This is a genomic window from Mesorhizobium sp. WSM4828 (genome assembly GCF_055811175.1).
The window spans coordinates 190,484-211,934 of record NZ_JBVVQK010000002.1 but is presented as its reverse complement, the minus strand read 5'-3'; the positions used below and the strand labels follow the sequence as shown (position 1 = coordinate 211,934).

22 protein-coding genes are annotated in these 21,451 nt (G+C 62.1%); 6 read left to right on the top strand and 16 right to left on the bottom strand.

Annotated elements, in window-relative coordinates; all coding sequences use genetic code 11:
* Positions 1-208 precede the first annotated feature (208 nt).
* Together AC0L2X_RS03725 and AC0L2X_RS03720 are read left to right on the top strand one after the other, a co-directional pair.
* Entirely contained in the window at positions 209-1,012 is an 804-nt protein-coding gene (locus AC0L2X_RS03725; protein WP_473554551.1) for a CPBP family intramembrane glutamic endopeptidase, read from the top strand.
* A gap of 107 nt (positions 1,013-1,119) precedes the next feature.
* Positions 1,120-2,631 (top strand): winged helix-turn-helix domain-containing tetratricopeptide repeat protein, encoded by a 1,512-nt coding sequence (locus AC0L2X_RS03720; RefSeq protein ID WP_473554548.1) that lies wholly within the window; start codon positions 1,120-1,122, stop codon positions 2,629-2,631.
* Positions 2,632-2,670: 39 nt separating this feature from the next.
* Here the strand turns inward: AC0L2X_RS03720 and era are convergent, their stop codons facing one another.
* The 9 genes from era to rpoZ form a co-directional block, all read right to left on the bottom strand.
* Positions 2,671-3,597: a GTPase Era gene (gene era, locus AC0L2X_RS03715; protein WP_352862668.1), complete on the bottom strand. Its 927-nt coding sequence runs from the start codon at positions 3,595-3,597 to the stop codon at positions 2,671-2,673.
* The gene (gene rnc / locus AC0L2X_RS03710; protein WP_352566175.1) at positions 3,594-4,319 is read right to left on the bottom strand and encodes a ribonuclease III; all 726 of its coding nucleotides are present in this window, start codon (positions 4,317-4,319) and stop codon (positions 3,594-3,596) included. Before rnc ends, era begins: the two co-directional genes overlap by 4 nt.
* A 4-nt stretch (positions 4,320-4,323) precedes the next feature.
* Positions 4,324-5,073, bottom strand: coding sequence for a signal peptidase I (gene lepB, locus AC0L2X_RS03705; protein ID WP_352566173.1), 750 nt, complete (start codon positions 5,071-5,073; stop codon positions 4,324-4,326).
* A 77-nt stretch (positions 5,074-5,150) separates the two neighbouring features.
* The gene (gene acpS, locus AC0L2X_RS03700) at positions 5,151-5,564 is read right to left on the bottom strand and encodes a holo-ACP synthase (protein WP_473554543.1); all 414 of its coding nucleotides are present in this window, start codon (positions 5,562-5,564) and stop codon (positions 5,151-5,153) included.
* A complete protein-coding gene (locus AC0L2X_RS03695) occupies positions 5,561-6,142 on the bottom strand; it encodes a DUF2062 domain-containing protein (RefSeq protein WP_473554541.1) in 582 nt (193 codons plus the stop codon). Before AC0L2X_RS03695 ends, acpS begins: the two co-directional genes overlap by 4 nt.
* A 230-nt stretch (positions 6,143-6,372) precedes the next feature.
* On the bottom strand, positions 6,373-6,753 hold the full coding sequence (locus tag AC0L2X_RS03690) for a VOC family protein (RefSeq protein ID WP_473554538.1): 381 nt from the start codon (positions 6,751-6,753) through the stop codon (positions 6,373-6,375).
* Positions 6,754-6,766: 13 nt separating this feature from the next.
* Entirely contained in the window at positions 6,767-7,345 is a 579-nt protein-coding gene (gene pyrE / locus AC0L2X_RS03685) for an orotate phosphoribosyltransferase (RefSeq protein ID WP_473554536.1), read from the bottom strand.
* 108 nt (positions 7,346-7,453) lie between these two features.
* Positions 7,454-9,682 (bottom strand): RelA/SpoT family protein, encoded by a 2,229-nt coding sequence (locus AC0L2X_RS03680; RefSeq protein WP_023719889.1) that lies wholly within the window; start codon positions 9,680-9,682, stop codon positions 7,454-7,456.
* 111 nt (positions 9,683-9,793) lie between these two features.
* The gene (gene rpoZ, locus AC0L2X_RS03675) at positions 9,794-10,195 is read right to left on the bottom strand and encodes a DNA-directed RNA polymerase subunit omega (protein ID WP_473554533.1); all 402 of its coding nucleotides are present in this window, start codon (positions 10,193-10,195) and stop codon (positions 9,794-9,796) included.
* Between the two features lie 279 nt (positions 10,196-10,474).
* Between rpoZ and AC0L2X_RS03670 the strand changes: the two genes are divergently transcribed.
* Both AC0L2X_RS03670 and AC0L2X_RS03665 read left to right on the top strand, forming a co-directional pair.
* Positions 10,475-11,056 carry a LabA-like NYN domain-containing protein gene (locus AC0L2X_RS03670; protein WP_023677774.1) on the top strand — a complete coding sequence of 194 codons (582 nt, stop codon included), beginning with the start codon at positions 10,475-10,477 and terminating at the stop codon, positions 11,054-11,056.
* Positions 11,053-11,730, top strand: coding sequence for a uracil-DNA glycosylase (locus tag AC0L2X_RS03665; RefSeq protein ID WP_352490895.1), 678 nt, complete (start codon positions 11,053-11,055; stop codon positions 11,728-11,730). The genes AC0L2X_RS03670 and AC0L2X_RS03665 overlap by 4 nt, the downstream gene beginning before the upstream one ends.
* Before the next feature lie 26 nt (positions 11,731-11,756).
* Here AC0L2X_RS03665 and AC0L2X_RS03660 read toward each other — a convergent pair whose 3' ends face one another.
* The 4 genes from AC0L2X_RS03660 to dapA form a co-directional block, all read right to left on the bottom strand.
* Positions 11,757-12,053, bottom strand: a complete 297-nt coding sequence (locus AC0L2X_RS03660) for a hypothetical protein (RefSeq protein ID WP_473554530.1) — start codon at positions 12,051-12,053, stop codon at positions 11,757-11,759.
* Between the two features lie 330 nt (positions 12,054-12,383).
* Entirely contained in the window at positions 12,384-13,112 is a 729-nt protein-coding gene (locus AC0L2X_RS03655) for a GH25 family lysozyme (protein WP_473554527.1), read from the bottom strand.
* A 100-nt stretch (positions 13,113-13,212) separates the two neighbouring features.
* Positions 13,213-13,692, bottom strand: coding sequence for an SsrA-binding protein SmpB (gene smpB / locus AC0L2X_RS03650; RefSeq protein ID WP_023768487.1), 480 nt, complete (start codon positions 13,690-13,692; stop codon positions 13,213-13,215).
* 25 nt (positions 13,693-13,717) lie between these two features.
* Positions 13,718-14,599 carry a 4-hydroxy-tetrahydrodipicolinate synthase gene (gene dapA, locus AC0L2X_RS03645; protein WP_473554525.1) on the bottom strand — a complete coding sequence of 294 codons (882 nt, stop codon included), beginning with the start codon at positions 14,597-14,599 and terminating at the stop codon, positions 13,718-13,720.
* 226 nt (positions 14,600-14,825) lie between these two features.
* On the opposite strand from dapA, the gene AC0L2X_RS03640 reads away from it, so the two are divergent.
* Together AC0L2X_RS03640 and AC0L2X_RS03635 are read left to right on the top strand one after the other, a co-directional pair.
* Positions 14,826-16,865, top strand: a complete 2,040-nt coding sequence (locus AC0L2X_RS03640) for a lytic transglycosylase domain-containing protein (protein WP_473554813.1) — start codon at positions 14,826-14,828, stop codon at positions 16,863-16,865.
* A gap of 220 nt (positions 16,866-17,085) precedes the next feature.
* A complete protein-coding gene (locus AC0L2X_RS03635) occupies positions 17,086-17,973 on the top strand; it encodes an alpha/beta fold hydrolase (RefSeq protein WP_473554523.1) in 888 nt (295 codons plus the stop codon).
* Positions 17,974-18,310: 337 nt separating this feature from the next.
* Here AC0L2X_RS03635 and AC0L2X_RS03630 read toward each other — a convergent pair whose 3' ends face one another.
* The 3 genes from AC0L2X_RS03630 to AC0L2X_RS03620 form a co-directional block, all read right to left on the bottom strand.
* Positions 18,311-19,369: a tyrosine-type recombinase/integrase gene (locus AC0L2X_RS03630; RefSeq protein ID WP_473554811.1), complete on the bottom strand. Its 1,059-nt coding sequence runs from the start codon at positions 19,367-19,369 to the stop codon at positions 18,311-18,313.
* A 237-nt stretch (positions 19,370-19,606) separates the two neighbouring features.
* Complete coding sequence (locus AC0L2X_RS03625) at positions 19,607-20,803, bottom strand: porin (RefSeq protein WP_473554520.1); 1,197 nt, start codon at positions 20,801-20,803, stop codon at positions 19,607-19,609.
* Between the two features lie 135 nt (positions 20,804-20,938).
* Entirely contained in the window at positions 20,939-21,181 is a 243-nt protein-coding gene (locus tag AC0L2X_RS03620; RefSeq protein WP_473554810.1) for a GIY-YIG nuclease family protein, read from the bottom strand.
* Positions 21,182-21,451 lie beyond the last annotated feature (270 nt).

Here is a 21,451-nt window from a genome sequence, read left to right as displayed (position 1 = left end):
TCTGACTGGCCGGTTCTGCATGAAATATCGGAAATTTCTCAGAACCCGCTCAGGATTTCGGGGCGCGCCGGTGCCAATAAGAAACCGGTCGACCGAGGTGGTCGGCGCATGGCCTCCCGGAACGATTCGGCCGGCTGTTCAAGATGCAAGTCGACCGATCGGGCAGCCCGGCGACCTCTCATTGTCATCTGCCCGTGAGAGGCCCGACATGACTTCTTTCCTGCTCCTGGTGCGGCAGCATCAGTTGGCCGCCTTCTTTTCGTTGACGCTTGTCCTGACCTGGTTTACCTTCATCCCGTTCTTCTTGTCGAATGGCGATAGCATTCCCTGGTTTACCTTCGGCCCGATGCTGTCCGGATTCGTTGTCGCAGCCGTTTCCGGAGGCTGGACTTCGGTCAGGGGTATTCTCGCTTCCATGGTGAAGTGGCGGGTATCTCCACTATGGTATCTGGTGGCATTCGGCCTGCCATTTGGCACACAGCTGGCCTCGATCCTGGTCAATCCGCTGTTCGGCTCGGCGACGCCGGCCTGGAGCAACATTCCAGCCGTCACTGAGATACTGCCGATCATCGCGCTGTATGCGGTCTTCAGCGGTCCACTTGGCGAAGAGCCGGGATGGCGCGGCTTTGCAACACCGCGTCTGCTAGGCAAGCATTCGGCGCTGGCCGGAAGCCTGATCCTCGGCGCGATCTGGGCGATCTGGCATCTTCCGCTCGGCCTGATCGGCGACCTCAGCGTCTACGGCACGGTCAAAGTCCTGCTGGCGGCAGTGGTATTCACCTGGCTCTATCAGAACACCGGCAGTGTGCTTCTCGCCATTCTCATGCATGTCACCCATCAGAACAGCGTACGCTTCCTGGGCAAGGTGTTCATCGACGCCGACCATGTGCAGCAGCAATGGATCGGTGTTGCGATCTGGGCGGTGGCTGCGGTCGCCATCGTCGCCGTCTACGGCACCGAGAGCTTCGTCCGCAGGTCGGCACCGCAGCGCGCCCTCGCTGGCGCCGTCTAATTTGCGGCGCCCAAATCCAAAGCACCGCTTTCGGCGGCGACAGACCTTGACCCAGCCCTCCAGCCGTAGACCAATACAGGCACGGCTTCAGGGAGCGGGCCGTTTCGATGGCGGTTTCGGCCACTGATCAGGTTTTTCAGTTCGGCGGTTTCACACTCGATCTGGGCAAAGGTACGCTCGGCCGGGCCGAACAGCCGGCCTTCCTTCGGCCGAAAGCCTACGCATTGCTGACGCATCTCGCCCGCCATATCGGCCGTGTGGTGCCGAAGTCGGAATTGATGGATGCGGTCTGGCCGGGTGTTTTCGTCACCGAGGACTCGCTGACACAGTCGATTCGCGAGATCCGCAAGGTGCTCGGCGAGGAAACGATACGGACCGTATCGAAGCGCGGCTACATGCTGATCCCTGAAATCGAACCGGTGCCCGAACCCGGCGCACAGCCGATCGTGGCGGTGCTCAGGTTTCGCAATGACGGCGCCGATCCGGCCGACGACGCGATCGTCGACGGTATTGCCGAAGACATTATCAACGGCCTCGCCCGCTTCGGCACGCTGACGGTCCTGGCGCGCAATTCGAGCTTCTCGTTTGCCTCATATTCGCCCAGCGAATGGCCTGTCGTACGCTCGCGCATCGGCGCCGACTATCTCGTCGAGGGTTCGGTGCGGCGGCAGGCAGACAGCATCGTGTGTGCGGTCAATCTGGTTGACGCAGCCAGCGCTTCCCAGCTCTGGGGCGATCGCTACCAGGCCAATTACGCCGGGCTGTCCGCCATCCAGCAGGAGATCGTCGAAAAGATCGTCGGCCGGCTGGTGGTTCGAGTGAACAATGCCGGCCTGCAACGTGCCTCGCGGCAGCCGGTAGCCAGCCTCGCCGCCCATGAACTGGTGCTGCGCGGCGTCGCTTTGCTGCGCGATCCAGCGCAAAGCGAACTGAAAGAAGCGGCGGCGTTTTTCGAGGCGGCGATCGTCAGGGACCCGGCCTATGGCCTTGCTTACACCTACCTGGCGCTGGCGCATGTGCTCAACAGCGAATTCGGGCCCGTCAGCGGCGCCGTTCTGACGAAGGCCCGCGACCTGGCCGCCCGCGGCATCGCATTATCGCCGGATCAGGCAACGGCACACCGCATCCAGTCGCTGGTGCGGCTCAATATGCGCGACCACGAGGCGGCCGAGCATCATTTACGCATGGCGCTCGAGCTCAATCCTGGCGACGCTGACTGTATCGAGCAGATGGGGCATCTGTTGACGATGCGTGGCCGGCCGCTCGACGCGCTGGCCTGGCTGGCGCGCGCCATCCGCATCAACCCGCTGCATCCCCATTGGTGTCAGTACGATCGCGCGCTCGCGCTATACATGCTGGGCGAATACCGCACGGCTGCCGAGGCGCTGGAGCTGGCGACGCGACCGACGCCGTGGATCCGCACCCGGCTTGCCGCCTGTTACGCTCAGCTGGGCGACATGCAGGCGGCAAGGCGCCAGGCTGCGCTGATCAACGCCGACGGCTCCGATTTCTCGCCGCTCGACTATGCAAGAACGGGCATCCCGTTCGAAAACGTCTCCGACGCCGAACATCTTGTCGACGGCGTGTCACTGGCCCTTGGGTATCGCTCAACATCCTGAGGCGGCCAACAGGCCGCCCGGCGGATCGCCCAAACAGGCTCAGTGCGGAAATTCGAGCCCCATTTCCCGGTAGCGCTCGGGATCGTCGCCCCAGTTCTCGCGCACCTTGACGAACAGGAAGAGGTGCACCTTTTGCTCGAGTATGCCTGCGATCTCCATGCGCGCGGCCTGGCCGATGGCGCGGATCGTCTCGCCCTTATGGCCGAGCACGATCTTCTTCTGGCTGTCGCGCTCGACATAGATTGTCTGGTCGATGCGCACCGAGCCGTCCTTCTTCTCTTCCCATTTCTCGGTCTCGATGTGGGACGAATAAGGCAGTTCCTGATGCAGCCTGAGATAGAGCTTTTCGCGGGTGATCTCGGCCGCGAGCTGGCGCATCGGCAGGTCGGAGATCTGGTCCTCCGGATAGTACCAGGGGCCGGCCGGCAAGGTCTCGGCGAGATAGTCGAGCAGGTCCTTGCAGCCGGACCCGGTCAGCGCCGAAACCATGAAGGTGCGCTTGAACGGCACCCTTTCGTTGGCTGCCGCCGACAATGCCAGCAACGTCTCGTGCTTGACCCGATCGACCTTGTTGAGGATCAACACCATCGGCTGCCGGACATCCTTCAGCCGCTCGAGGATGGCGTCGGCATCGCCCCGGATGCCGCGCTCGGCGTCGATCAAGAGCAGCACGACATCGGCGTCCTTGGCACCGCCCCAGGCTGTGGTCACCATCGCGGTGTCCAGCCGGCGCTTCGGCTTGAATATGCCCGGCGTGTCGACGAAGACGATCTGCGCGTTGTTGTGGGTGGCAATGCCGCGCACGATGGCGCGCGTGGTCTGCACCTTGTGCGTCACGATCGACACCTTGGCGCCGACCAATTGGTTGACCAGCGTCGATTTCCCCGCATTGGGCGCACCGATCAGCGCGACGAAGCCGGAGCGGGTAGCGGGAGCTTCTGTTGCCGGAGCTTCGGTGGCGGTCATGCGGCACTCCCTTGATTGAGCCAGACGCCTTCCCGCTGCAGAAGTGCCGCGGCTGCAGCCTGCTCCGCCTCGCGCTTGGAGCGCCCGCTGCCGGTCGCCGGCGGATAGGCGCCGACCTTGACGCTGACGGTGAACAGCGGATCGTGGTCCGGTCCCTCGCGGCTGTCGATTATGTAAACCGGCACTGCGCCTGCCGCCTGATGCGCCCATTCCTGGAGTTCGGTTTTCGCGTCGCGACGGGCGGCGTCAATGGCTTGCGAACGCGGCTGCCAGTATTTGTGGATGAAAGCACGGGCCGCTTCCAACCCGCCGTCGAGATAGAGCACGGCGATCAGCGATTCCAATGCATCGGCGCGCAGATTGACGCGCTTGCGCCCATCGAGGCCGCGTACGTCCGAACCGGCGCGAATAAGTTCCGGCAGGCCAATCTCCTCAGCGATATCCGCCAGGGCCTCCGCGTTGACCAGCGCATTCAATCTCAGCGACAGCTCACCCTCGGCGGCGTCGGGAAATGCCGCCAGCAGCATATCGGCAACGACAAGGCCGAGAACGCGGTCGCCCAGGAATTCGAAACGTTCGTAGTCGATGCCGGCATGACTGCCGCGAGCGCTGGCATGGGTCAGCGCCCGCTGCAGGCGCTGATGGTCGCCAAAACTGTGGCCAGTGCGCTCCCTAAGCGCCTCGGCGAGCGCATCGGCGGTCAGCCGTTTCGTCGCCGCCATGGCCCTAATTGACGAAATGGAACAGGCGCGAGGCGCGCATCAGTGACGGCCATTTCCAGATTTCGAGCGGGCTGGCGCTGCCGCCGATCGAGAAGAAAATGAGGTTGGCGCGGCCGACCAAATTCTCGTCCGGCACGAAGCCGACGGTGAAGCGGCTGTCCGACGAGTTGTCGCGATTGTCGCCCATCATGAAATAGTGACCGGGCGGCACCTTGAACTCTTTGGTATTGTCGCCGATCGAAGCCTGCGTCAGGTCGAGCGTGTCGTAAGTGACGCCGTTCGGCAGCGTCTCGCGATAGACATCGACCGGCCCATTCTCCTCGGTGATGTCGCGGTTGTCGATCTGCCCGACCTTGACGCGCGGCACGCCTACGTCATTGATGAAGAGCTGGCCATCCTTGACCTGGATCTTGTCGCCCGGCAGGCCGACGACGCGCTTGATATAATCGACGGAAGGATCCGGCGGAAACTTGAACACAACCACGTCGCCGCGCTTCGGCTCGGAGCCCCAGATGCGGCCCGAAAAGATGTTCGGCCCGAACGGCAGCGAATAGCGGGAGAAGCCGTAGGACCATTTGGTGACGAAGAGATAATCGCCTTCGAGCAAAGTCGGCCGCATCGAGCCTGACGGGATCGAGAACGGCTGGAACAGGAGCGTGCGGATGACCAGCGCAAGCAGCAGGGCCTGGACGATGACGCTGACGGTTTCGCCAAGTCCGCCGGATTTCTTCTGGGTTTTTTCAGCCACGCTCATGTCGTCCTCGATTGTGCGTTGGATGGTATAGAGTCTCGGCGCGCGCTGGGCAACGTCATGCCGGTGGTCAGATGCAATCAATGTGGCGCTTCTTCGACCGGCAACGCTTCAACGATCACAAAGGCTTGAGCGAGCGGAAAATCATCGGTGATGGTGAGGTGGATTACGGCGCGGTGCCCTTCAGGCAGGATTTCGTCCAGCCGCGCTGCCGCCCCGTTGGTCAGCGCCATGGTCGGCTTGCCGCTGGCCAGGTTGACGACCCCCATGTCGCGCCAGAACACACCCTGCGCCATACCGGTGCCCAATGCCTTGGCGCAGGCTTCCTTGGCAGCGAAACGCTTGGCGTAGGAGGCCGCACGCGCCGCGCGGTTTTCGGAGCGCGCCTGTTCGATCTCGGTGTAGATGCGCTGGATAAAGCGCTGGCCATGGCGTTCCAGCGACTTCTCGATGCGTCTGATGTCGATGAGGTCGCTGCCGATACCGATAATCATTCGGCGGGAACTTCCGGCCCGGTTTTTCCAGCCTTTGCCGCTCTTTCGGCCAGACGCTTGCGGCGCTGCTCCTGGAAAGTGACCATGCCCCAGCGGGTGATGCCGTAAAACAGCAGGCCGAAAGCCAGGCCGAGCGGTATTGCGCCGATTGTCATCGGCTTCAGCACCGGCCCCCACAACTGCGCAAAGGAAAGATTATGCAGCATGTCGCCGAGATGCGCGGGCGGGCCATGCGCCGGCAGGTGTTCATGCAGGATCAGCTTGCCGACCTCCCAGGAGGCGGCCCATAGCAGCGGAAACGTCAGGGGATTACCGAAGACCGTGCCGAGTGCTGCCGCGACCAGATTGCCGGCGATCAGCCAGCACAGGATGGCAGCAATGATGAAGTGGAAGCCAAGCGGGAAAAACGACGCGAATACGCCCGCCGCAACACCAGCGGCCACTGCGTGCGGCGTGGCCCTAAGCCGCAGGATGCGCTTGGAAAAATACCGCAGCGAGCGCGAGAACGAGCGGCGCGGCCACAAATAAGTACGCACCCGCTCGAAAAAAGCATCAGGCTTGCGCCGTCGAAAAAGCACTCTGTTCCTGTTCCTAGTTCCATCGATGGCTTCACGCCGGCTTTTCCAGCCAGGCGCGACAGCCCATGCTGCGCTCTGCGGTCGCCGAAAAGCAACTACGACGTTGATATAGCGATGCGCTGGCCGAAGAACAACGAGGCCGAGGGCATCCGCTCGGTGGCCGGTCGCGCCAGCCCTGGGTATCGCCGTTCTGAACAGGGTATGATCGCGGCGAATTTAAGGAGCGCCGCTTAGCATCGATATTCGCTGACCTCGACGAGGTTGCCGTCCGGGTCGCGGAAATAGACCGATATCATCGCGCCACGAGCGCCGGCACGCTCGACCGGGCCGACTTCTATCACCACGCCATTGGCGGCGAGGCTGGCACATATCTCGGCGAGCGGACGGGCAGCAATCAAGCAGAAATCTCCGGAACCCGGCGTCGGCGCCTTGGCCTTCGGCTCGAAGGTACGCCCGACCTGATGCACATTGACCTTTTGCGTTCCAAACAGCAGCGCCGTTGGTCGGTCCGGCTCGTCGAGGCGCTCGAAGCCAAGCACGCGCTGATAGAAGGCGCAGGTATCGTCCACCGAACGAACTGTCAGCACGAAATGATCGATGCCGGCAATCACGGCAGCGCCTCCGTCATATATTGCGGCTGCCGGGCTTGATCGCCGGTATGGCGGCGAGTTCGGGCGGCAGCCTGTCGGCCGGATAGGCCGGAACTTCATATTCGGCGAGCGCGATCAGCGGCACGCCGACATCGTTCTTGCCGGCCGAGCGGTCGATGATGCATGCGGCGGCAACGACCTCGGCGCCAAGGCCGCGCAGGCAGTCGATGGTCTCGCGGATCGACAGGCCGGTGGTGACGATGTCCTCGACAATGACAACGCGCGATCCTTTGGGGATCTCGAAACGACGCAGCCTGAATTCGCCCCCTTCCCGCTCGACCCAGATCGCGGGCACACCAAGATGGCGCGAGGTCTCATAGGCCGGGATCAGCCCGCCGATTGCCGGACCGACGACGTAGTCGATCCTGCCGGGCACGCCAGCGCGAATCTTTTCGGCCAGCGCCTTGCACAAGCGCTCGGTCTTGTCGGCATGCATGAAAACGCGCGCCTTTTGCAGGAAGACCGGGCTGCGCAGGCCCGACGTCAGGATGAAATGCCCTTCGAGAACGGCGCCGGCCTCGCGGAAAATGCCCAGCACTTCGTCGGTATTCATTGTTCGCCCCATGTCCATGGTGAATGGTGAATGGTGAATGGTGAATGGTAGTGAGAGCACCCTCTTTAACTATTCACTATTCACTATTCACTATTCACTATTCACTATTCACCCATTCACGCGCCTTGCATCGCTGACGCTCGAATTGTCCTTTAGCTGCGACAGCAGCCGGTTCAAGTGCTTGAGGTCCCACACTTCGAGATCGATAAGCATTTCGGTGAAATCGGGCGCCGTGCGCACCATCGACAACGTGTGGATATTGGCGTCGTTGGATGCGACGACTTGTGCAATGTCGGCGAGCGAACCCGGTGCGTTGATGGCGGTGACAGAGACGCGCGCCGGGAACCGCTCCTTGGTGCGCTCGTCAATATCCCAGCGCACGTCGATCCAGCGCTCGGGCTGGTCGTCAAAGGCCTGCAGCGCCGGCGACTGGATCGGATAGATGGTGATACCGGTTCCCGGCTGCACGATGCCGACAATGCGGTCGCCAGGCACTGCCCCTTCCGGCGCGAAGCGCACCGGCAGATCGCCGCGCACGCCGCGGATCGGCACCGCGTCGTCGCGCGGCTGGTTCTTGTCCTTGCGCGCGGCGCGGCCCGGAATCTGGAACAGCATGCCGGCGGCGTTGCGGATCTTCGACCAACCCTCCTCGCGCTGCTTGGGCGCGACCAGCGTGACGCGCTCGTCCTTGTAGTCGGGAAACACCGCCTTCATGACATCGGTGGAGGCAAGTTCGCCACGGCCGACCGAGGCCAGCACATCCTCGATATCCTTGCGCGCCAGCCGGTGCAGCACCGGCTTCAGATTTTCCTTGGTAAAGGTCTTGCCGGACCGTTCGAAGGCGCGCTCCAGAATTCGGATACCGAGACCCGAATATTGCTTGCGGATAGCGTTCTTGGTGGCGCGGCGGATGGCCGAGCGCGCCTTGCCGGTAACGACCACCGATTCCCACGCCGCCGGCGGCACCTGCGCCTTTGAGCGGATGATCTCGACCTCGTCGCCGTTCTTCAGCTCCGTCATCAGCGGCATGATGCGGCCATTGACCTTGGCGCCGACGCAAGTGTCGCCGACATCGGTGTGGACGGCATAGGCAAAGTCGATCGGCGTGGCGCCGCGCGGCAGCGCGATCAGCATGCCCTTCGGCGTAAAGCAGAATACCTGGTCCTGGAACAGTTCCAGCTTGGTGTTTTCGAGGAAGTCCTCGGGATTGTCGCCTTCGGCAAGCTGCTCGATGGTGCGGCGCAGCCACGCATAGGCATTGGTCTCCTTCGAGATCGCATGGGCGGCGCCGTTCATCTTGCCGCCGGTATCCTTATAGATCGAGTGAGCGGCGACGCCGTATTCGGCGATCTTGTTCATCTGGTAGGTGCGGATCTGCAATTCGACGCGCTGGCGCGACGGGCCGACGATGGTGGTGTGGATCGAGCGGTAGTCGTTCTGCTTCGGCGTCGAGATGTAATCCTTGAAGCGGCCGGGCACCATCGACCAGGTGGTGTGGATGGCGCCGAGCGCGCGGTAACAGTCCTCGACCGTCTCGACAACGACGCGGAAGCCGAAAATGTCGGACAGCTGCTCGAACGACAGCGCCTTGGCCTCCATCTTGCGGAATACCGACCACGGCTTCTTCTGCCGGCTCTTGACCTCGGCCTTGATCGAGTATTTGTCGAACAGCGTGGAGAGCGCCTTCTCGATCTCGGACAGCACGCCCTTGTTGCGCTCGAAGATTTCGGCGAGCCGTGCGGTGACGGCGCGGTAGGCTTCCGGATTGATGAAGCGGAAGGCAATCTCTTCCAGCTCCTCGCGCATGCCTTGCATGCCCATGCGGCCGGCCAGCGGCGCATAGATGTCCATCGTCTCTTCGGCAATGCGCAGGCGCTTGGCTTCCGGCACATGGTCGAGGGTGCGCATATTGTGCAGGCGGTCGGCGAGCTTGACCAGAAGCACGCGCACGTCTTCCGAGATCGCCAGCAACAGCTTGCGCAGGTTCTCCGCCTGCTCGGCCTTTTTCGAGACGAGGTCGAGCTTCTTCAGCTTGGTCAAGCCTTCGACCAGCTTGCCCATTTCCGGGCCGAACAATTCGTCGATCTCGGCCCTGGTCGCCGTGGTGTCCTCGATCGTGTCGTGCAGCAAGGCAACAGCAATCGTCGCCTCGTCCATGTGCATTTCGGTGAGGATGGCGGCGACTTCGAGCGGATGCGAGAAATAGGGATCGCCGGAGGCACGCTTCTGGTGGCCATGCTTCTGCATGGCGTAGACATACGCCTTGTTGAGCAGCGCCTCGTTGACGTCAGGCTTGTAGCGCTGCACGCGCTCGACAAGCTCATACTGCCGCATCATGGGCGGGATCTCGCAATGCTGAAATGAATCATGCGCCGCACTGGCGTACGGCGCATGTCATAGATAGCCACGAAACTGCCGACGCGAAAGTGTCGGCAGTTGTCGCTAAGATCAATAATCGTCGCTTTTTTCTGGTGGCACCAGGCCCTCGATGCCGGCCAACAGGTCTTCTTCGGTCATGCGATCGAAGGTGACGTTGTCCTCGCCGTCGTCGGCATCGGTGGCCACAACGGCGCTGCCGGTCTGGTCGGCAATCGCCTCGCCATCGGCTTCCGGTTCATCGACCTCGACATGCTTCTGCAGCGAATGGATGAGATCTTCCTTGAGGTCGTCCGGCGACAGCGTCTCTTCGGCGATTTCGCGGAGCGCAACGACCGGGTTCTTGTCGTTGTCGCGCGGTACGGTGATCTGCGCGCCCTGGCTGATCTGACGGGCGCGGTGGCCGGCCAGGAGCACCAGCTCGAAGCGGTTGTCGACCTTGTCGATGCAATCTTCAACGGTTACGCGGGCCATGAGTTGCCCCTTTCATGCCTGGAATTGATGGAAAACAGGCGCGGTCCATAACCCGAACGCCGCCAAAATACAAGCTTTTATGGCGGTGCGCAGCTCTGACGCGGGCCGCCTGCGACGACACAGCGCCGATCACAATTGCTTGCGGTGCGGCATGGTGCCTTGGATTGCCGTAAAACTGGCGTTATCTCGAACGATGAAGGCCGACAGGTCTATTATCAGACCGGTCGATAGTAGCCACGCATTTAGACGACCGTTTATTTCGAAAAAGGACATTTTTCCATGTTCGATCCTCGTGAAAAAATCGCTCTCTTTATCGACGGTGCAAATCTCTACGCCACCTCGCGCGCGCTGGGCTTTGACATCGACTACCGCAAACTTCTGGCGAGCTTCCAGAAACGCGGCTATCTGCTGCGCGCTTATTACTACACCGCGCTAGTCGAGGATCAGGAATACTCCTCGATACGGCCGCTGATCGACTGGCTCGACTATAACGGCTTCAAGGTGGTGACCAAACCGGCCAAGGAATTCACCGACTCGACCGGCCGGCGCAAGATCAAGGGCAATATGGATATCGAGCTGACCGTCGATGCGCTCGAGCTTGCCGATGTCGTCGACCATTATGTAATCTTTTCGGGCGACGGCGATTTCCGCACGCTGGTCGAGGCGCTACAGCGGCGCGGGCGCAAGGTGTCGATCGTCTCGACCATGGCCTCGCAGCCGCCGATGATCTCCGACGATCTGCGCCGTCAGGCCGACCATTTCATCGACTTGATGACGCTCAAGAATGAAGTCGGCCGCGATCCCTCGGAGCGGCCGGTGCGTCGGCCCGAGCCGGCCGAAGTCGACGAGGAAGACTATTGACGGTCGTTGCCTTGACCGCGCCTCTGGTCGTCTCGCCCGAACCCGATCGCGATTGCCCGCTCTGCCCGCGGCTGCACGACTTCATCGCCGAGTGGCGGCGGCGCGAGCCGTCCTGGTTCAACGCGCCGGTGCCGACCTTTTTGCCGCCGGAAGGCGAGGATGCGGTGCGTCTGCTGATCGTCGGGCTGGCGCCTGGTCTGCGCGGGGCAAACCGGACCGGGCGCCCCTTCACCGGAGATTTTGCCGGTGACCTGCTCTACAACACGCTGATCGCGCACGGCTTTGCGCGCGGCGAATTCAAAGCGCGACCAGATGACGGGCTGGAGCTTGTCGGTACGGCGATTACCAATGCGGTGCGCTGCGTGCCGCCGGATAACAAGCCGGTTGGCGCCGAGATAGCGACCTGCCGGACGTTCCTGGTACCGACGATTGCGCGGTTTCCAAACCTGCGCGCTGTGCTGGCGCTGGGCTCGATCGCGCACCAGTCGACCGTGCGGGCGCTCGGCCAGCGCGTCGCCGCCTTTCCGTTCCGGCATGGTGGGCAGCAGCAGGCCAATGGCATCACGCTGTTTTCCAGCTATCATTGCTCGCGCTACAACACCAATACCGGCGTGTTGACGGAAGCGATGTTCGTCAATGTCTTCAGTCAGATAGAAACTTTTCTGAAGACATAGAGTCGGACGAGGCCCGCCGGCAAGCCCTAGATTCGGGCAATCGCGAACAACCAGGCCAGGATGTCCAGCAACCACAGAAACAGTGCAAGCTGCAGCGCAACGCGCAGGCGTTGGATGATCCGCCAATTGCTGGCCATGTCGGATTTGATGCGCAGCGCAAGCGCTCGGTGCATCCCGTCCATGGTTGCGGGAGGGTGCTGATCGACGAAGTCCTGGAGCAGCTTCTCTGGATCGAAACGGAACGTATAGTATAATATGGCCACACCATAATCGCGACCAGCAGTCCGATAAGAAGAAGCAATGTCAGCGCCAGCCAGTCCCAAGGCCCTACGCCATCCAGGAGCGCCCTGCCTCCAAGGAGAGAACTCGCGAACGCGGTTGCGAAGATCAGATTGCCGGCGCGCGCATTGAGACTTTCAACCACGCCCTGCTGGTGTTGGAGGCCACCACCGCCTCCGCATAGACAAATGCCAGGCGGGGGTCGCCGCCGTCCGTCGCAGCAGGCGGGGCGTTGCTGTCATTGGTTGATGAGGGGCGCTCCGGCATCAAATGCACTTAGTACGGCGCCGCCCGCGATATGAATAGCTACATGGGAAGGCTTCGTCGCTCTGTCTTCGTGCCATCGAGGGTGCTCTCGTTGGACAGGAATAGCGTCAATTCGACGACATCGCTCCAGGCGCCGCGGCAAACAACGCGGCCAGCGTCGCAGGTCCGCCCTGGAGAACGTTCAGGTCGACGTCGCCGCTGATGCCGTCGACGCGGCCCCGGTTGTGGTACTGCCAGTAGATCCAGTCGTCATGGTCCGGCCGCAGCGCCAGCGAACGCAGCCAGCGCGGGCGGCCGGCTAGCTGCCCGGCATAGGCTTGCGCCGCCTCGTCGGTCACATAGAGGATCGCCGTCTTGCCGAACGCCGCCTCGACCGGGCCGAGGAAGGCGGAGAGTTCGGCGCTCAGCTGTTCGGGAGTTGGCCGCTGCGGGCAATTGCCGCCGAACTCGATGTCTACCACCGGCGGCAGCAAAGGCTGATCGTGTGGCACCACCGAGATGAAATTGCGTGCCTGATCCGCACCCGGTCTGCAGAAGGTGAAGAAATGATAGGCACCGACGGCAAGGCCGGCGGCGCGGGCCGCGCGCAAATTGGCGGCGAAGGCATCGTCGACATGGTCGCCGCCCTCCGTCGCCTTGATCACGGCGAAGGCGACATCGTCGGCGGCAACACGCCGCCAGTCGATCTGCCGCTGATGATGGGAAACGTCGATGCCCCTGACCGGATATTTGCCGCGGTCCGGAGAAAACGTCTGGAAGTAGGTATAGCCGCCGGCCAGGACGAGGCCCGCCAGGAGCAAACCTGCCGCGCCCCATAAGACGATCCGGTTTTTCAAATGAGACCTATCCCTTTTGGTCCGCCCTGCCCGCCGCTATGGCTTCGGGCGCTCGTCGCTCGAAAAGCCAAATCGTTGGCTCCGCTTCGCGGACCGCTTCTCACCCTCGCTCCTTCAGCAGCCGGCCCTTCTCACGCGACCAGTCGCGCTGCTTTTCGGTCTCGCGCTTGTCGTGCAGTTTCTTGCCGCGGCCAACGGCGAGCAGCAGCTTGGCACGGCCCTGGTCGTTGAAGTAGATCTTCAGCGGCACCAGCGTCATGCCTTCGCGATCGACGCTTTGCGCCAGCTTGGCCATCTCGCGCTTGTTGAGCAGGAGTTTGCGGCGGCGGCGCGGCTCGTGGTTGAAGCGGTTGGCCTGCAGGTATTCTGGCAAATAGGAGTTGATCAGCCAGATCTCGCCGCCCTCGACCGAGGCGTAGCTGTCCTGGATATTGGCCTGGCCCTGGCGCAGCGATTTCACTTCTGTACCAGTCAGCACCAGGCCGGCCTCGATCGTGTCGAGCACCTCATAGGAAAATCGCGCCTTGCGGTTTTCCGCAACGGTCTTGTTGTTGGGATCGGCTTTTCTGACTTGATTCATGATGCGGAGAGGTGGCGCCTCATCCCTAGTTTATCAAGCCTGCGTGCTTCATCGCGGCGTCGATCTTCTCGGCGGTCGACGGCTCGACCGTCATCAGCGGCGAGCGCAGCACATTCTCGACCTTACCCAGCTTCGACAGCGCATATTTCGCGCCGGAAACGCCGGGCTCCATGAAAATCGCCTTGTGCAGCGGCAACAGACTGTCCTGCAGGTCGAGCGCCTTGGCGCTGTCACCGGAAAGCGTTGCCTCCTGGAATTCAGCGCAAAGCCTGGGCGCGACATTTGCCGTCACCGAGATACAGCCGACGCCGCCATGCGCGTTGAAGCCGAGCGCCGAGGCGTCTTCGCCGGAGAGCTGGATGAAATCCTTGCCGCAGGTGGCGCGCTGCTCCGAAACCCGCTCGACCTTGCCGGTGGCATCCTTGACGCCGACGATGTTCTTGAAGTCGTGCACCAATTGCCCCATCGTCTCCGGGCTCATGTCGACCACCGAGCGCGGTGGAATGTTGTAGATGATGATCGGCAGGCTGGTTGCCTTGGCGACGGCGGCGAAATGCGCATAGAGGCCGCGCTGCGTCGGTCTGTTGTAATAGGGCGTGACGACAAGGGCCGCGTCGGCGCCCGCCTTCTCGGCATACTGGACCAGGCCGACCGCCTCGTCGGTGTTGTTGGAGCCAGCGCCGGCGACGACCGGAACCCGGCCCTTGGCGACCTCGATGCAAACCTTGACGACCTGGCGGTGCTCGTCATGCGACAGCGTCGGCGACTCGCCGGTGGTGCCAACCGGGACCACGCCCGTCGTGCCTTCGGCAATCTGCCAGGCGATGAACGCGCGAAAGGCTTTCTCGTCGAAACGGCCGCTCTTTTCGAACGGTGTGACGAGCGCGGTCAGCGAGCCTCTCAGCATAGTCGTCCAACTCCTTGGGACCTGTCGGTTTTGTCGTGCGCGCCTTCTAGCCGAAAGCGAAGCGGCGCACCATAGTCTCGACATTGTTGCGCGGCAAGCATTGCGCCAGCAATTGCAATTCGAACGACCTCGATAAGGTTTTCTTTACGGGCCCTTCATCACAGACGAATAGGCTGCAGTTCATCTGTGCCAGTTGTAGCCTCGAAGAACGGGGATGACCAAATCCATGCCGATCAGGCGGCCGCATCTTTTCGCACTTATCGGCGCGATCGTTGTGCTGATCCCCGGCGCCGCGATCGGCAGCAGCGTCGATGTGCAGGTCACGTCGGCGATCCCGATGACGGAGCCGCAGAACGATGCGCTGCAGCAGTCCCCGTCGCCATCCGCCAACGTCGCGGTGCTGAAGAGCGGTCTCGACGCGCTGGCGGCAAGCGACATTCAGCGCGCGCGCCAGGTGCGCGAGGCGCTGCCGGCCAAGTCGCTCGACCGGCACATCCTTGCCTGGGCGATTGCGCTCTATGGCGGCGACCAGGTGCCGAGCGGCGACATCGCCGATGCCGCGAAGATGCTGCCGAACTGGCCGGGTACGATCGCCTTGCGCAAGAACAGCGAGCGTGCGCTCTATCGCGAGAACCCGGCGCCACAAGTCGTGGTGCGGGCGTTCGACGGCAGCCAGCCGCTGACCTTCGAGGGCGTGGTGATCCTGGCTCGCTCCTATGTAGTGCTGGGCGATACCAAGGCAGCGCGCTCGGTGCTGTCGCCGTTCTGGCGCAGCGAAAAGCTCGAAGCCAGGGACGAGGCGGCGGTCATCCGCGAGTTCGGCGGGCTGATCCCGGCCGCCGACCATCGCTTCCGCATGGAGCGCATGTTTTATGCCGACCGGGTCGCTTCGGCGCTGCGCGTCGCCGATCTCGCCGGCGCCCAGCAATTGGCCGATGCCTGGGCGGCAGTCACCAAAGGCGACAAGAACGCGGCCAAGCTGCTGAAGGCGGTGCCGGCAGCGCAGCGGGCGGCCGGCTATCTCTTTGCCGAAGCCGAATATCTGCGCAAGCAACGGAAATTTACCGACGCCGCCGCGCTGGTGATGAAGGCGCCGGGCGACCGTGACGCTCTGGTCGATCCGGATGCCTGGTGGGTCGAACGCCGGGTGCTGTCGCGCGAGCTGGTCGACCAGGGCGACATGAAGACCGCCTACAGAATAGTCGCCGCGCATGCTGCCGAAAGTCCCGCCAATGCTGCCGAGGCGGAATTCCATGCCGGCTGGTACGCGCTGCGCGGCCTCAACGACCCGAGCATCGCCGCCAAGCATTTTGCGCGAATCGCGGAGCTCGCCCAAGGGCCGATGTCGCTGTCGCGCGCCTATTATTGGCTCGGCCGCGCCGCCGAACTCGGCGGCCCCGGCAGTGCCAAGGATTATTTCAGCCGTGCCGCCAGCTACGGCACGACCTTTTACGGCCAGCTTGCCGGCGAGCGCGTCGGCCGGCAGACCCTCAATATCGTCTACCCACAGCCAAGTGCCGCCGACCGCCAGAATTTTGCCGCCCGCGAGGCGGTCGGCGCCATCAAGCGGCTGCAGGAGGCCGGCTATGACCGCTATGCCGAGACGCTCTACCGCGACCTCGCCGGGCAGTTGAACAGCCCCGGCGAACTGGCGCTGCTTGCGGCGCTCGCGGAAAGACAAGGCAACCACTTCATGGCGCTGAAGGTCGGCAAGATCGCCGGCGCCCGCGGCATCGATGTCGGCGCGCTGTCGCATCCGCTCGGCGTCATTCCCGACACCGCCAACGTCTCCGGCTCGGGCAAGGCGCTGGCCTATGCGATTGCCCGCCAGGAAAGCGAGTTCAACATCGGCGCCGTCTCCAGCGCCGGCGCGCGCGGGCTGCTGCAACTGATGCCGGGCACGGCCAAGCAATTGGCGAAGAAGGCCGGCATGACTTTTTCTCAAGCCCGGCTGACCACCGATGCCGGCTACAATGCAACACTGGGCGCCGCCTTTCTCGGCGAGCAGCTCGGCCGTTTCGACGGCTCCTACGTGCTGACCTTCGCCGGCTACAATGCCGGTCCTACCCGCGCCGCCCAATGGGTGGCGAAATACGGCGATCCGCGCGGCAAGGACGTCGACGCCGTCGTCGACTGGATCGAGCGGATTCCCTATACGGAAACAAGAAGTTACGTTCAGCGCGTGATGGAGAATTACGAGGTCTACAAGATGCGTATCTCCGGCAAGTACGATATCGTCGGAGATCTGGTGAACGGCCGGGGGTGACGACATTCCTTTCCTTCTCCCCTTGTGGGAGAAGGTGGATCGGCGCGCAGCGCCGAGACGGTTGAGGGGTGTTGGCCGGAGTGCCGGCGGTGCCAAGCTGGAACACCCCTCATCCGACCGAGCTTCGCTCGGCCACCTTCTCCCACAAGGGGAGAAGGGGAAGCTAGTCTCGTCCCACCTGTAGCTGTCGGAAACGACCCGGACGAGGCAAGGGAACACCATGGCAAGCCAAGGCTTCTCCGATTTCTTCTACGCCGCGCCGGACGGGCTGTCCCTGCACGCCCGCATCTACGGCGAAGCGAATTCCGGCCGCTGGCCAGTCGTTTGCCTTCCCGGCCTGACCCGCAATTGCCGTGATTTTCACGATTTGGCGCTTTATCTGTCGACGCAGGCGAGGCGTAAGGTTGTTGCTTTCGACTATCGCGGGCGTGGGCAATCCGCCTACGATGCCGATATCGGCCATTACACTGTCGGCATCGAAGCCGGCGATATTCTCGCCGGGCTGGCAGCACTTGGCATCGAGCAGGCTGCCTTCATCGGCACATCGCGCGGTGGATTGATCATCCATGTGCTCGGGGCGATGCGGCCGGCCGTGCTGAAGGCCATCGTCCTCAACGACATCGGCCCGGTGATCGAGGCGCAAGGTCTCGCCCATATCCGCTCCTATCTCGACCCCGCGCCCACGCCGAAGACGTACGCAGAGGTGGTCCGCGACCTACGCAGCACCCATGGCGCGGATTTTTCGGCGCTGACAGATGCGGATTGGGAGCGGATGGCGTCAGCCCTCTACCGCAAGACCGAGGAGGGATTTTTGCCTGATTTCGACCCGAGACTGGTTGAGACGCTGGCGGGCCTAGACCTCACCCAGCCGCTGCCCGATCTTTGGCCGCAGTTCGACGCACTGACCGCGATCCCCTTGCTCGTCATATGCGGCGCCAACTCGAAGCTGCTGTCCGCCGAAACGCTCGAGCAGATGCGGACGCGTCATACCGATATCGAGACGATCACAGTCGAGGGCCAGGGGCATGCTCCGTTTCTGGAGGCCGGCAGCCTGCCGGACAGGATCGCTGACTTTTTCGATCGGGCGGAGCGACGAGGTGGGAAGTAACGCTCGACCGAGTGAAGTAATTCACGCGCTAGTTTTGCGCCGGTCAAAGCATTCCGACGGACATTGACAGTTCCATTGGAGTTAGCGGTGAAATTATTTCATCGATGTCGGCGCTGCCCCTCATCCGCCTGCCGGCACCTTCTCCCCGTAGGGACGGGGAGAAGGGGCTGGCCGCAACGACGGCGACTTTCTTGCAACGCTGGGGATTAGCGAAATCTTTCGCAAGGGCGCCTTTCTCCCCGTCACTATACGGGGAGAAATGCCCGGCAGGGCAATGAGGGGCAGCACTAACCTGAAGCAACTGCCCTGAAACCCAATGCCAGATCCACCCAAACCGTCAGGATTTGGCGCTTCTCTTCGCGGGCTTTGGGGCCTTGCTTGGGGCCGGCTCGCTTTTTGGCTCTCGCCTTGCCGGAGGTGGAGAAGACAAAGCGCTTGCGCCGCCGCTGTCCGCGCCACTGCACCGCGGCGTCTCCAGCACGGTAACGCAGCCGTCCAGGTCGTTGGTGGCCAGATGGGCGTAACGCATGGTCATCGACAGCGTCTGATGGCCGAGCCACATCTGCACGCGCCTGATATCGATGCCGCCCTGGACGAGACGCGAGGCGCAAGTATGGCGCAATATATGCGGCACGACCTGATCGTCGGCGCCAAGCCCGACCTCGGCCTTGGCATCGTTCCAGATGGCGCGAAACTGCGCCTGGCTGAGCTTGGTGAACGGGCCCTTGGGCCGGCGGCCCTCGGTGGCCGGCAGCTTGATCACCTCTTTTACCCGCTCGGTCATCGGGATGGTACGACTGCGGCCGGATTTGGTGATCCAGAAACTGACGCGGTGCTCCTGGATATCGTTCCAGATCAAGCCCAGCGCTTCGCCGAGGCGGCAGCCGGTGTCGACGAGAAAGACGGAAAGCCGATAAGCGTCCTCGCTGCGGCTCTTGATGGCGGCGAACAGCCGGGCCTCCTCGTCTCTTTCGAGGAAACGAATCCGTCCCGCCCGCTCCTTCTGGCGGCGGAACTCGGGCAGGCTGTGGATATCCCCCATCTTGTGAGCCTTGCGCAGCAGTTTGCTGAGGGCAGCCATCTTCCGGTTGATGGTTGCATTGCTGTTGCCGCGCTGGCGCAAGGTACCGATAAGGTTGTCGAGGGTGCTTTGGTCGAAAGCGCTGAAACGCTCCCCAAGGAGAATCTCGTCTATTTCGCCGATGAAGGAGCTGACATTGTATTTGTGCCGCCCATCATCCCAAAGTATGTCCCGGTATACTGAAAACAGTTCTCCGATCCTATGCGACTTTACTTCTCGTATCTTGTTATAACTGTATTTTATTTTTGCAGTTTGAGAAGAAAACATCGAAAAATGATCAGAGGTTCCTCCCTCTTGAATCGCATCGTTCGTCATTATTCGCCACACCCCCGAGTGGATAGGCCTAGACCTACCTGCTTGGCGGTGCCCTTTCAAGAGTTTTAAGCGTTGCGGCCGATTTCATCCACCAGTGGCGGATCCCAACGACATCGTTCCACAACCCTGTTCAGCTACCGAACCCCCTTTTCCTTCTGTTTGCTACCAGTCGCGAAAACAAAACAGCCCGGGCGTTTAAGCGCCCGGGCTGGATTTCACTTGCTTTAAGTCCAGCCCTTAGAACGAGCGCTGGAAGCGGAGCATGCCGCCGATGGCGTCCTTCTTGTCGCCCGGGATGCCGGTCCAGTTGTATTCATAACCGGGCAGCGAGTCGCTATCGATGTGATGATCGTTATGGGCATAGTCCACTTCGGCCGTAATCGTGAAGCCGGGAACGATGTCGTAGGCGATATTGGCCGCGACACCAGCTTCCTTGGCTTCATCATACGACACCTGGAGGTTGAACGAGGTCTTCTCGTTGATGGTGTAAGTGCCACCACCCCAGACTGCCCAGTTACCGCCCCACTGCTTGTAGAAGTTGCGCGGGAGATTGTCGTCAGTGCCGTAGCCGGCCATCAAGAACAGCGACAGGTTCTGCATCGGCGTCACGTCGAGGCGAACCTTGCCGGCCCATTCTTCCAGGCTGCTGTCATAGGCAACAACACCGCTGATGGAGCCCCAGCCCTGCGTGTACTTCACGCCGCCGACGACATACGGGACGTAGCTGTCGACCGAGTCGTGACCGAGATTGAGGGCAGTATTGGCGCTGTTAAGGATAAAGCCTTCACCGGTTTCCAACGAAGCCACGGCCGAGAAGCCGTTGCCGGCATCGAAGTAGTACTGGACGACGTTGGTGTCGAAGCCGCCGTAGGGAACGATCGTATCCTGGATGACGTTGCCGGCGTAGCCGGTGAACGTATTGAAGGCTGTTTCGTCCTTACCGACGCGGAGACCACCAAGCTGGATCCAGGCGAAGTTCAGCGAAACGCCTCTGCTGCCAAAGCTGGAGAAGGGAGTGTCGAAACCGGCGACGGAATGATAACCGGTTCCCCAGTTGAAGCGGGTCTCGGTGTAGGTCTTCAAGGTGCCCATCTCGGTTTCCTGGCCGGTATAGGTCCTCAGCGTGAAGCGAGCCTGCTTGTAGTAGCCGTCGTTGACGTTGTCTTCACCATTCAAGGCATCCAACAGGTCCTGGTACCTGGCGCCGTCGAACGAGCCAGCCTGGCCAACGCCGATGTCATAGCGGACATAGCCGCCGATGCGCAGGCAGATTTCGGTGCCGGGGATGTAGTAGTAGCCAGCGCCGTAGACGTCGCAGATCTTGACGTATTCAGCGGGTTCCGGCTCGGCGACGACGACGGCGTCGGCGGCGCGCGCACCGGAAACTGCGATCAGTGCCGCAGCGGAGCCGAGAAGCAGGCTCTTGATGTTCATTTTCTGACCTCCAGTCAGAATCGAACAAAAGAGCGGAGTTGGCGCCGTGTGTTTCTGTAGTAAGTAGCTGAGATTGCGTTGTTATTTTCGGAAAATCGTTGATTTTTGTACGATCACGTGAGCGGCCGCAGATGTTCACCAGAGGCGTTTGCTGGCAAAAGCATGCCCGGAACCGGATTTGAGATAACGCTCGAATGAAGTCGCCTTGGATTGGTTCGAGAAGGCGATACAGGTCACGACCCGCCACGGCAGGAATTTGGACGTGTGGCTGGATTTTCCGGCGTTGTGCTCGGCGATCCGTCGCTTCAGGTCCGAGGTCACACCGATATAGCGCTCGCCTTCCGCGCTCTTGCTTTCCAGCAGGTACACATACCACACGAACCGGCCCTCCCTCGCGAAGGCATCGGAGTACATCCTTCTTCGCAAGGAAAGATATGCCAACCTGATTTTGCAAGCGTTCCAAGAGGTTGCGGCCCTCCTTCGCTACGGCTTCGGAGGGCATCCTGCTTCACGCGGAGAGGGTTTCGCTGGACTTGTCCTGCGAAGCGCGCAGCGGGGGTTTTCGGGGCTAGCGGCCCTCCTTCGCTACGGCTTCGGAGGGCATCCTGCTTCACGCGGAGAGGGTTTCGCTGGACTTGTCCTGCGAAG

What these genes read in the sequence shown, in the direction of transcription:
- AC0L2X_RS03720 (WP_473554548.1), top strand. Translation starts at nt 1,120, where the DNA reads ATGGCGGTTTCGGCCACTGATCAGGTTTTTCAGTTCGGCGGTTTCACA.
- pyrE (WP_473554536.1), bottom strand. Translation starts at nt 7,345, where the DNA reads ATGAATACCGACGAAGTGCTGGGCATTTTCCGCGAGGCCGGCGCCGTT.
- lepB (WP_352566173.1), bottom strand. Translation starts at nt 5,073, where the DNA reads ATGAGCGTGGCTGAAAAAACCCAGAAGAAATCCGGCGGACTTGGCGAA.
- smpB (WP_023768487.1), bottom strand. Translation starts at nt 13,692, where the DNA reads ATGAATCAAGTCAGAAAAGCCGATCCCAACAACAAGACCGTTGCGGAA.
- AC0L2X_RS03725 (WP_473554551.1), top strand. Translation starts at nt 209, where the DNA reads ATGACTTCTTTCCTGCTCCTGGTGCGGCAGCATCAGTTGGCCGCCTTC.
- AC0L2X_RS03680 (WP_023719889.1), bottom strand. Translation starts at nt 9,682, where the DNA reads ATGATGCGGCAGTATGAGCTTGTCGAGCGCGTGCAGCGCTACAAGCCT.
- acpS (WP_473554543.1), bottom strand. Translation starts at nt 5,564, where the DNA reads ATGATTATCGGTATCGGCAGCGACCTCATCGACATCAGACGCATCGAG.
- AC0L2X_RS03670 (WP_023677774.1), top strand. Translation starts at nt 10,475, where the DNA reads ATGTTCGATCCTCGTGAAAAAATCGCTCTCTTTATCGACGGTGCAAAT.
- AC0L2X_RS03625 (WP_473554520.1), bottom strand. Translation starts at nt 20,803, where the DNA reads ATGAACATCAAGAGCCTGCTTCTCGGCTCCGCTGCGGCACTGATCGCA.
- AC0L2X_RS03630 (WP_473554811.1), bottom strand. Translation starts at nt 19,369, where the DNA reads ATGACGAACGATGCGATTCAAGAGGGAGGAACCTCTGATCATTTTTCG.
- era (WP_352862668.1), bottom strand. Translation starts at nt 3,597, where the DNA reads ATGACCGCCACCGAAGCTCCGGCAACAGAAGCTCCCGCTACCCGCTCC.
- dapA (WP_473554525.1), bottom strand. Translation starts at nt 14,599, where the DNA reads ATGCTGAGAGGCTCGCTGACCGCGCTCGTCACACCGTTCGAAAAGAGC.
- AC0L2X_RS03640 (WP_473554813.1), top strand. Translation starts at nt 14,826, where the DNA reads ATGCCGATCAGGCGGCCGCATCTTTTCGCACTTATCGGCGCGATCGTT.
- rpoZ (WP_473554533.1), bottom strand. Translation starts at nt 10,195, where the DNA reads ATGGCCCGCGTAACCGTTGAAGATTGCATCGACAAGGTCGACAACCGC.
- AC0L2X_RS03635 (WP_473554523.1), top strand. Translation starts at nt 17,086, where the DNA reads ATGGCAAGCCAAGGCTTCTCCGATTTCTTCTACGCCGCGCCGGACGGG.
- rnc (WP_352566175.1), bottom strand. Translation starts at nt 4,319, where the DNA reads ATGGCGGCGACGAAACGGCTGACCGCCGATGCGCTCGCCGAGGCGCTT.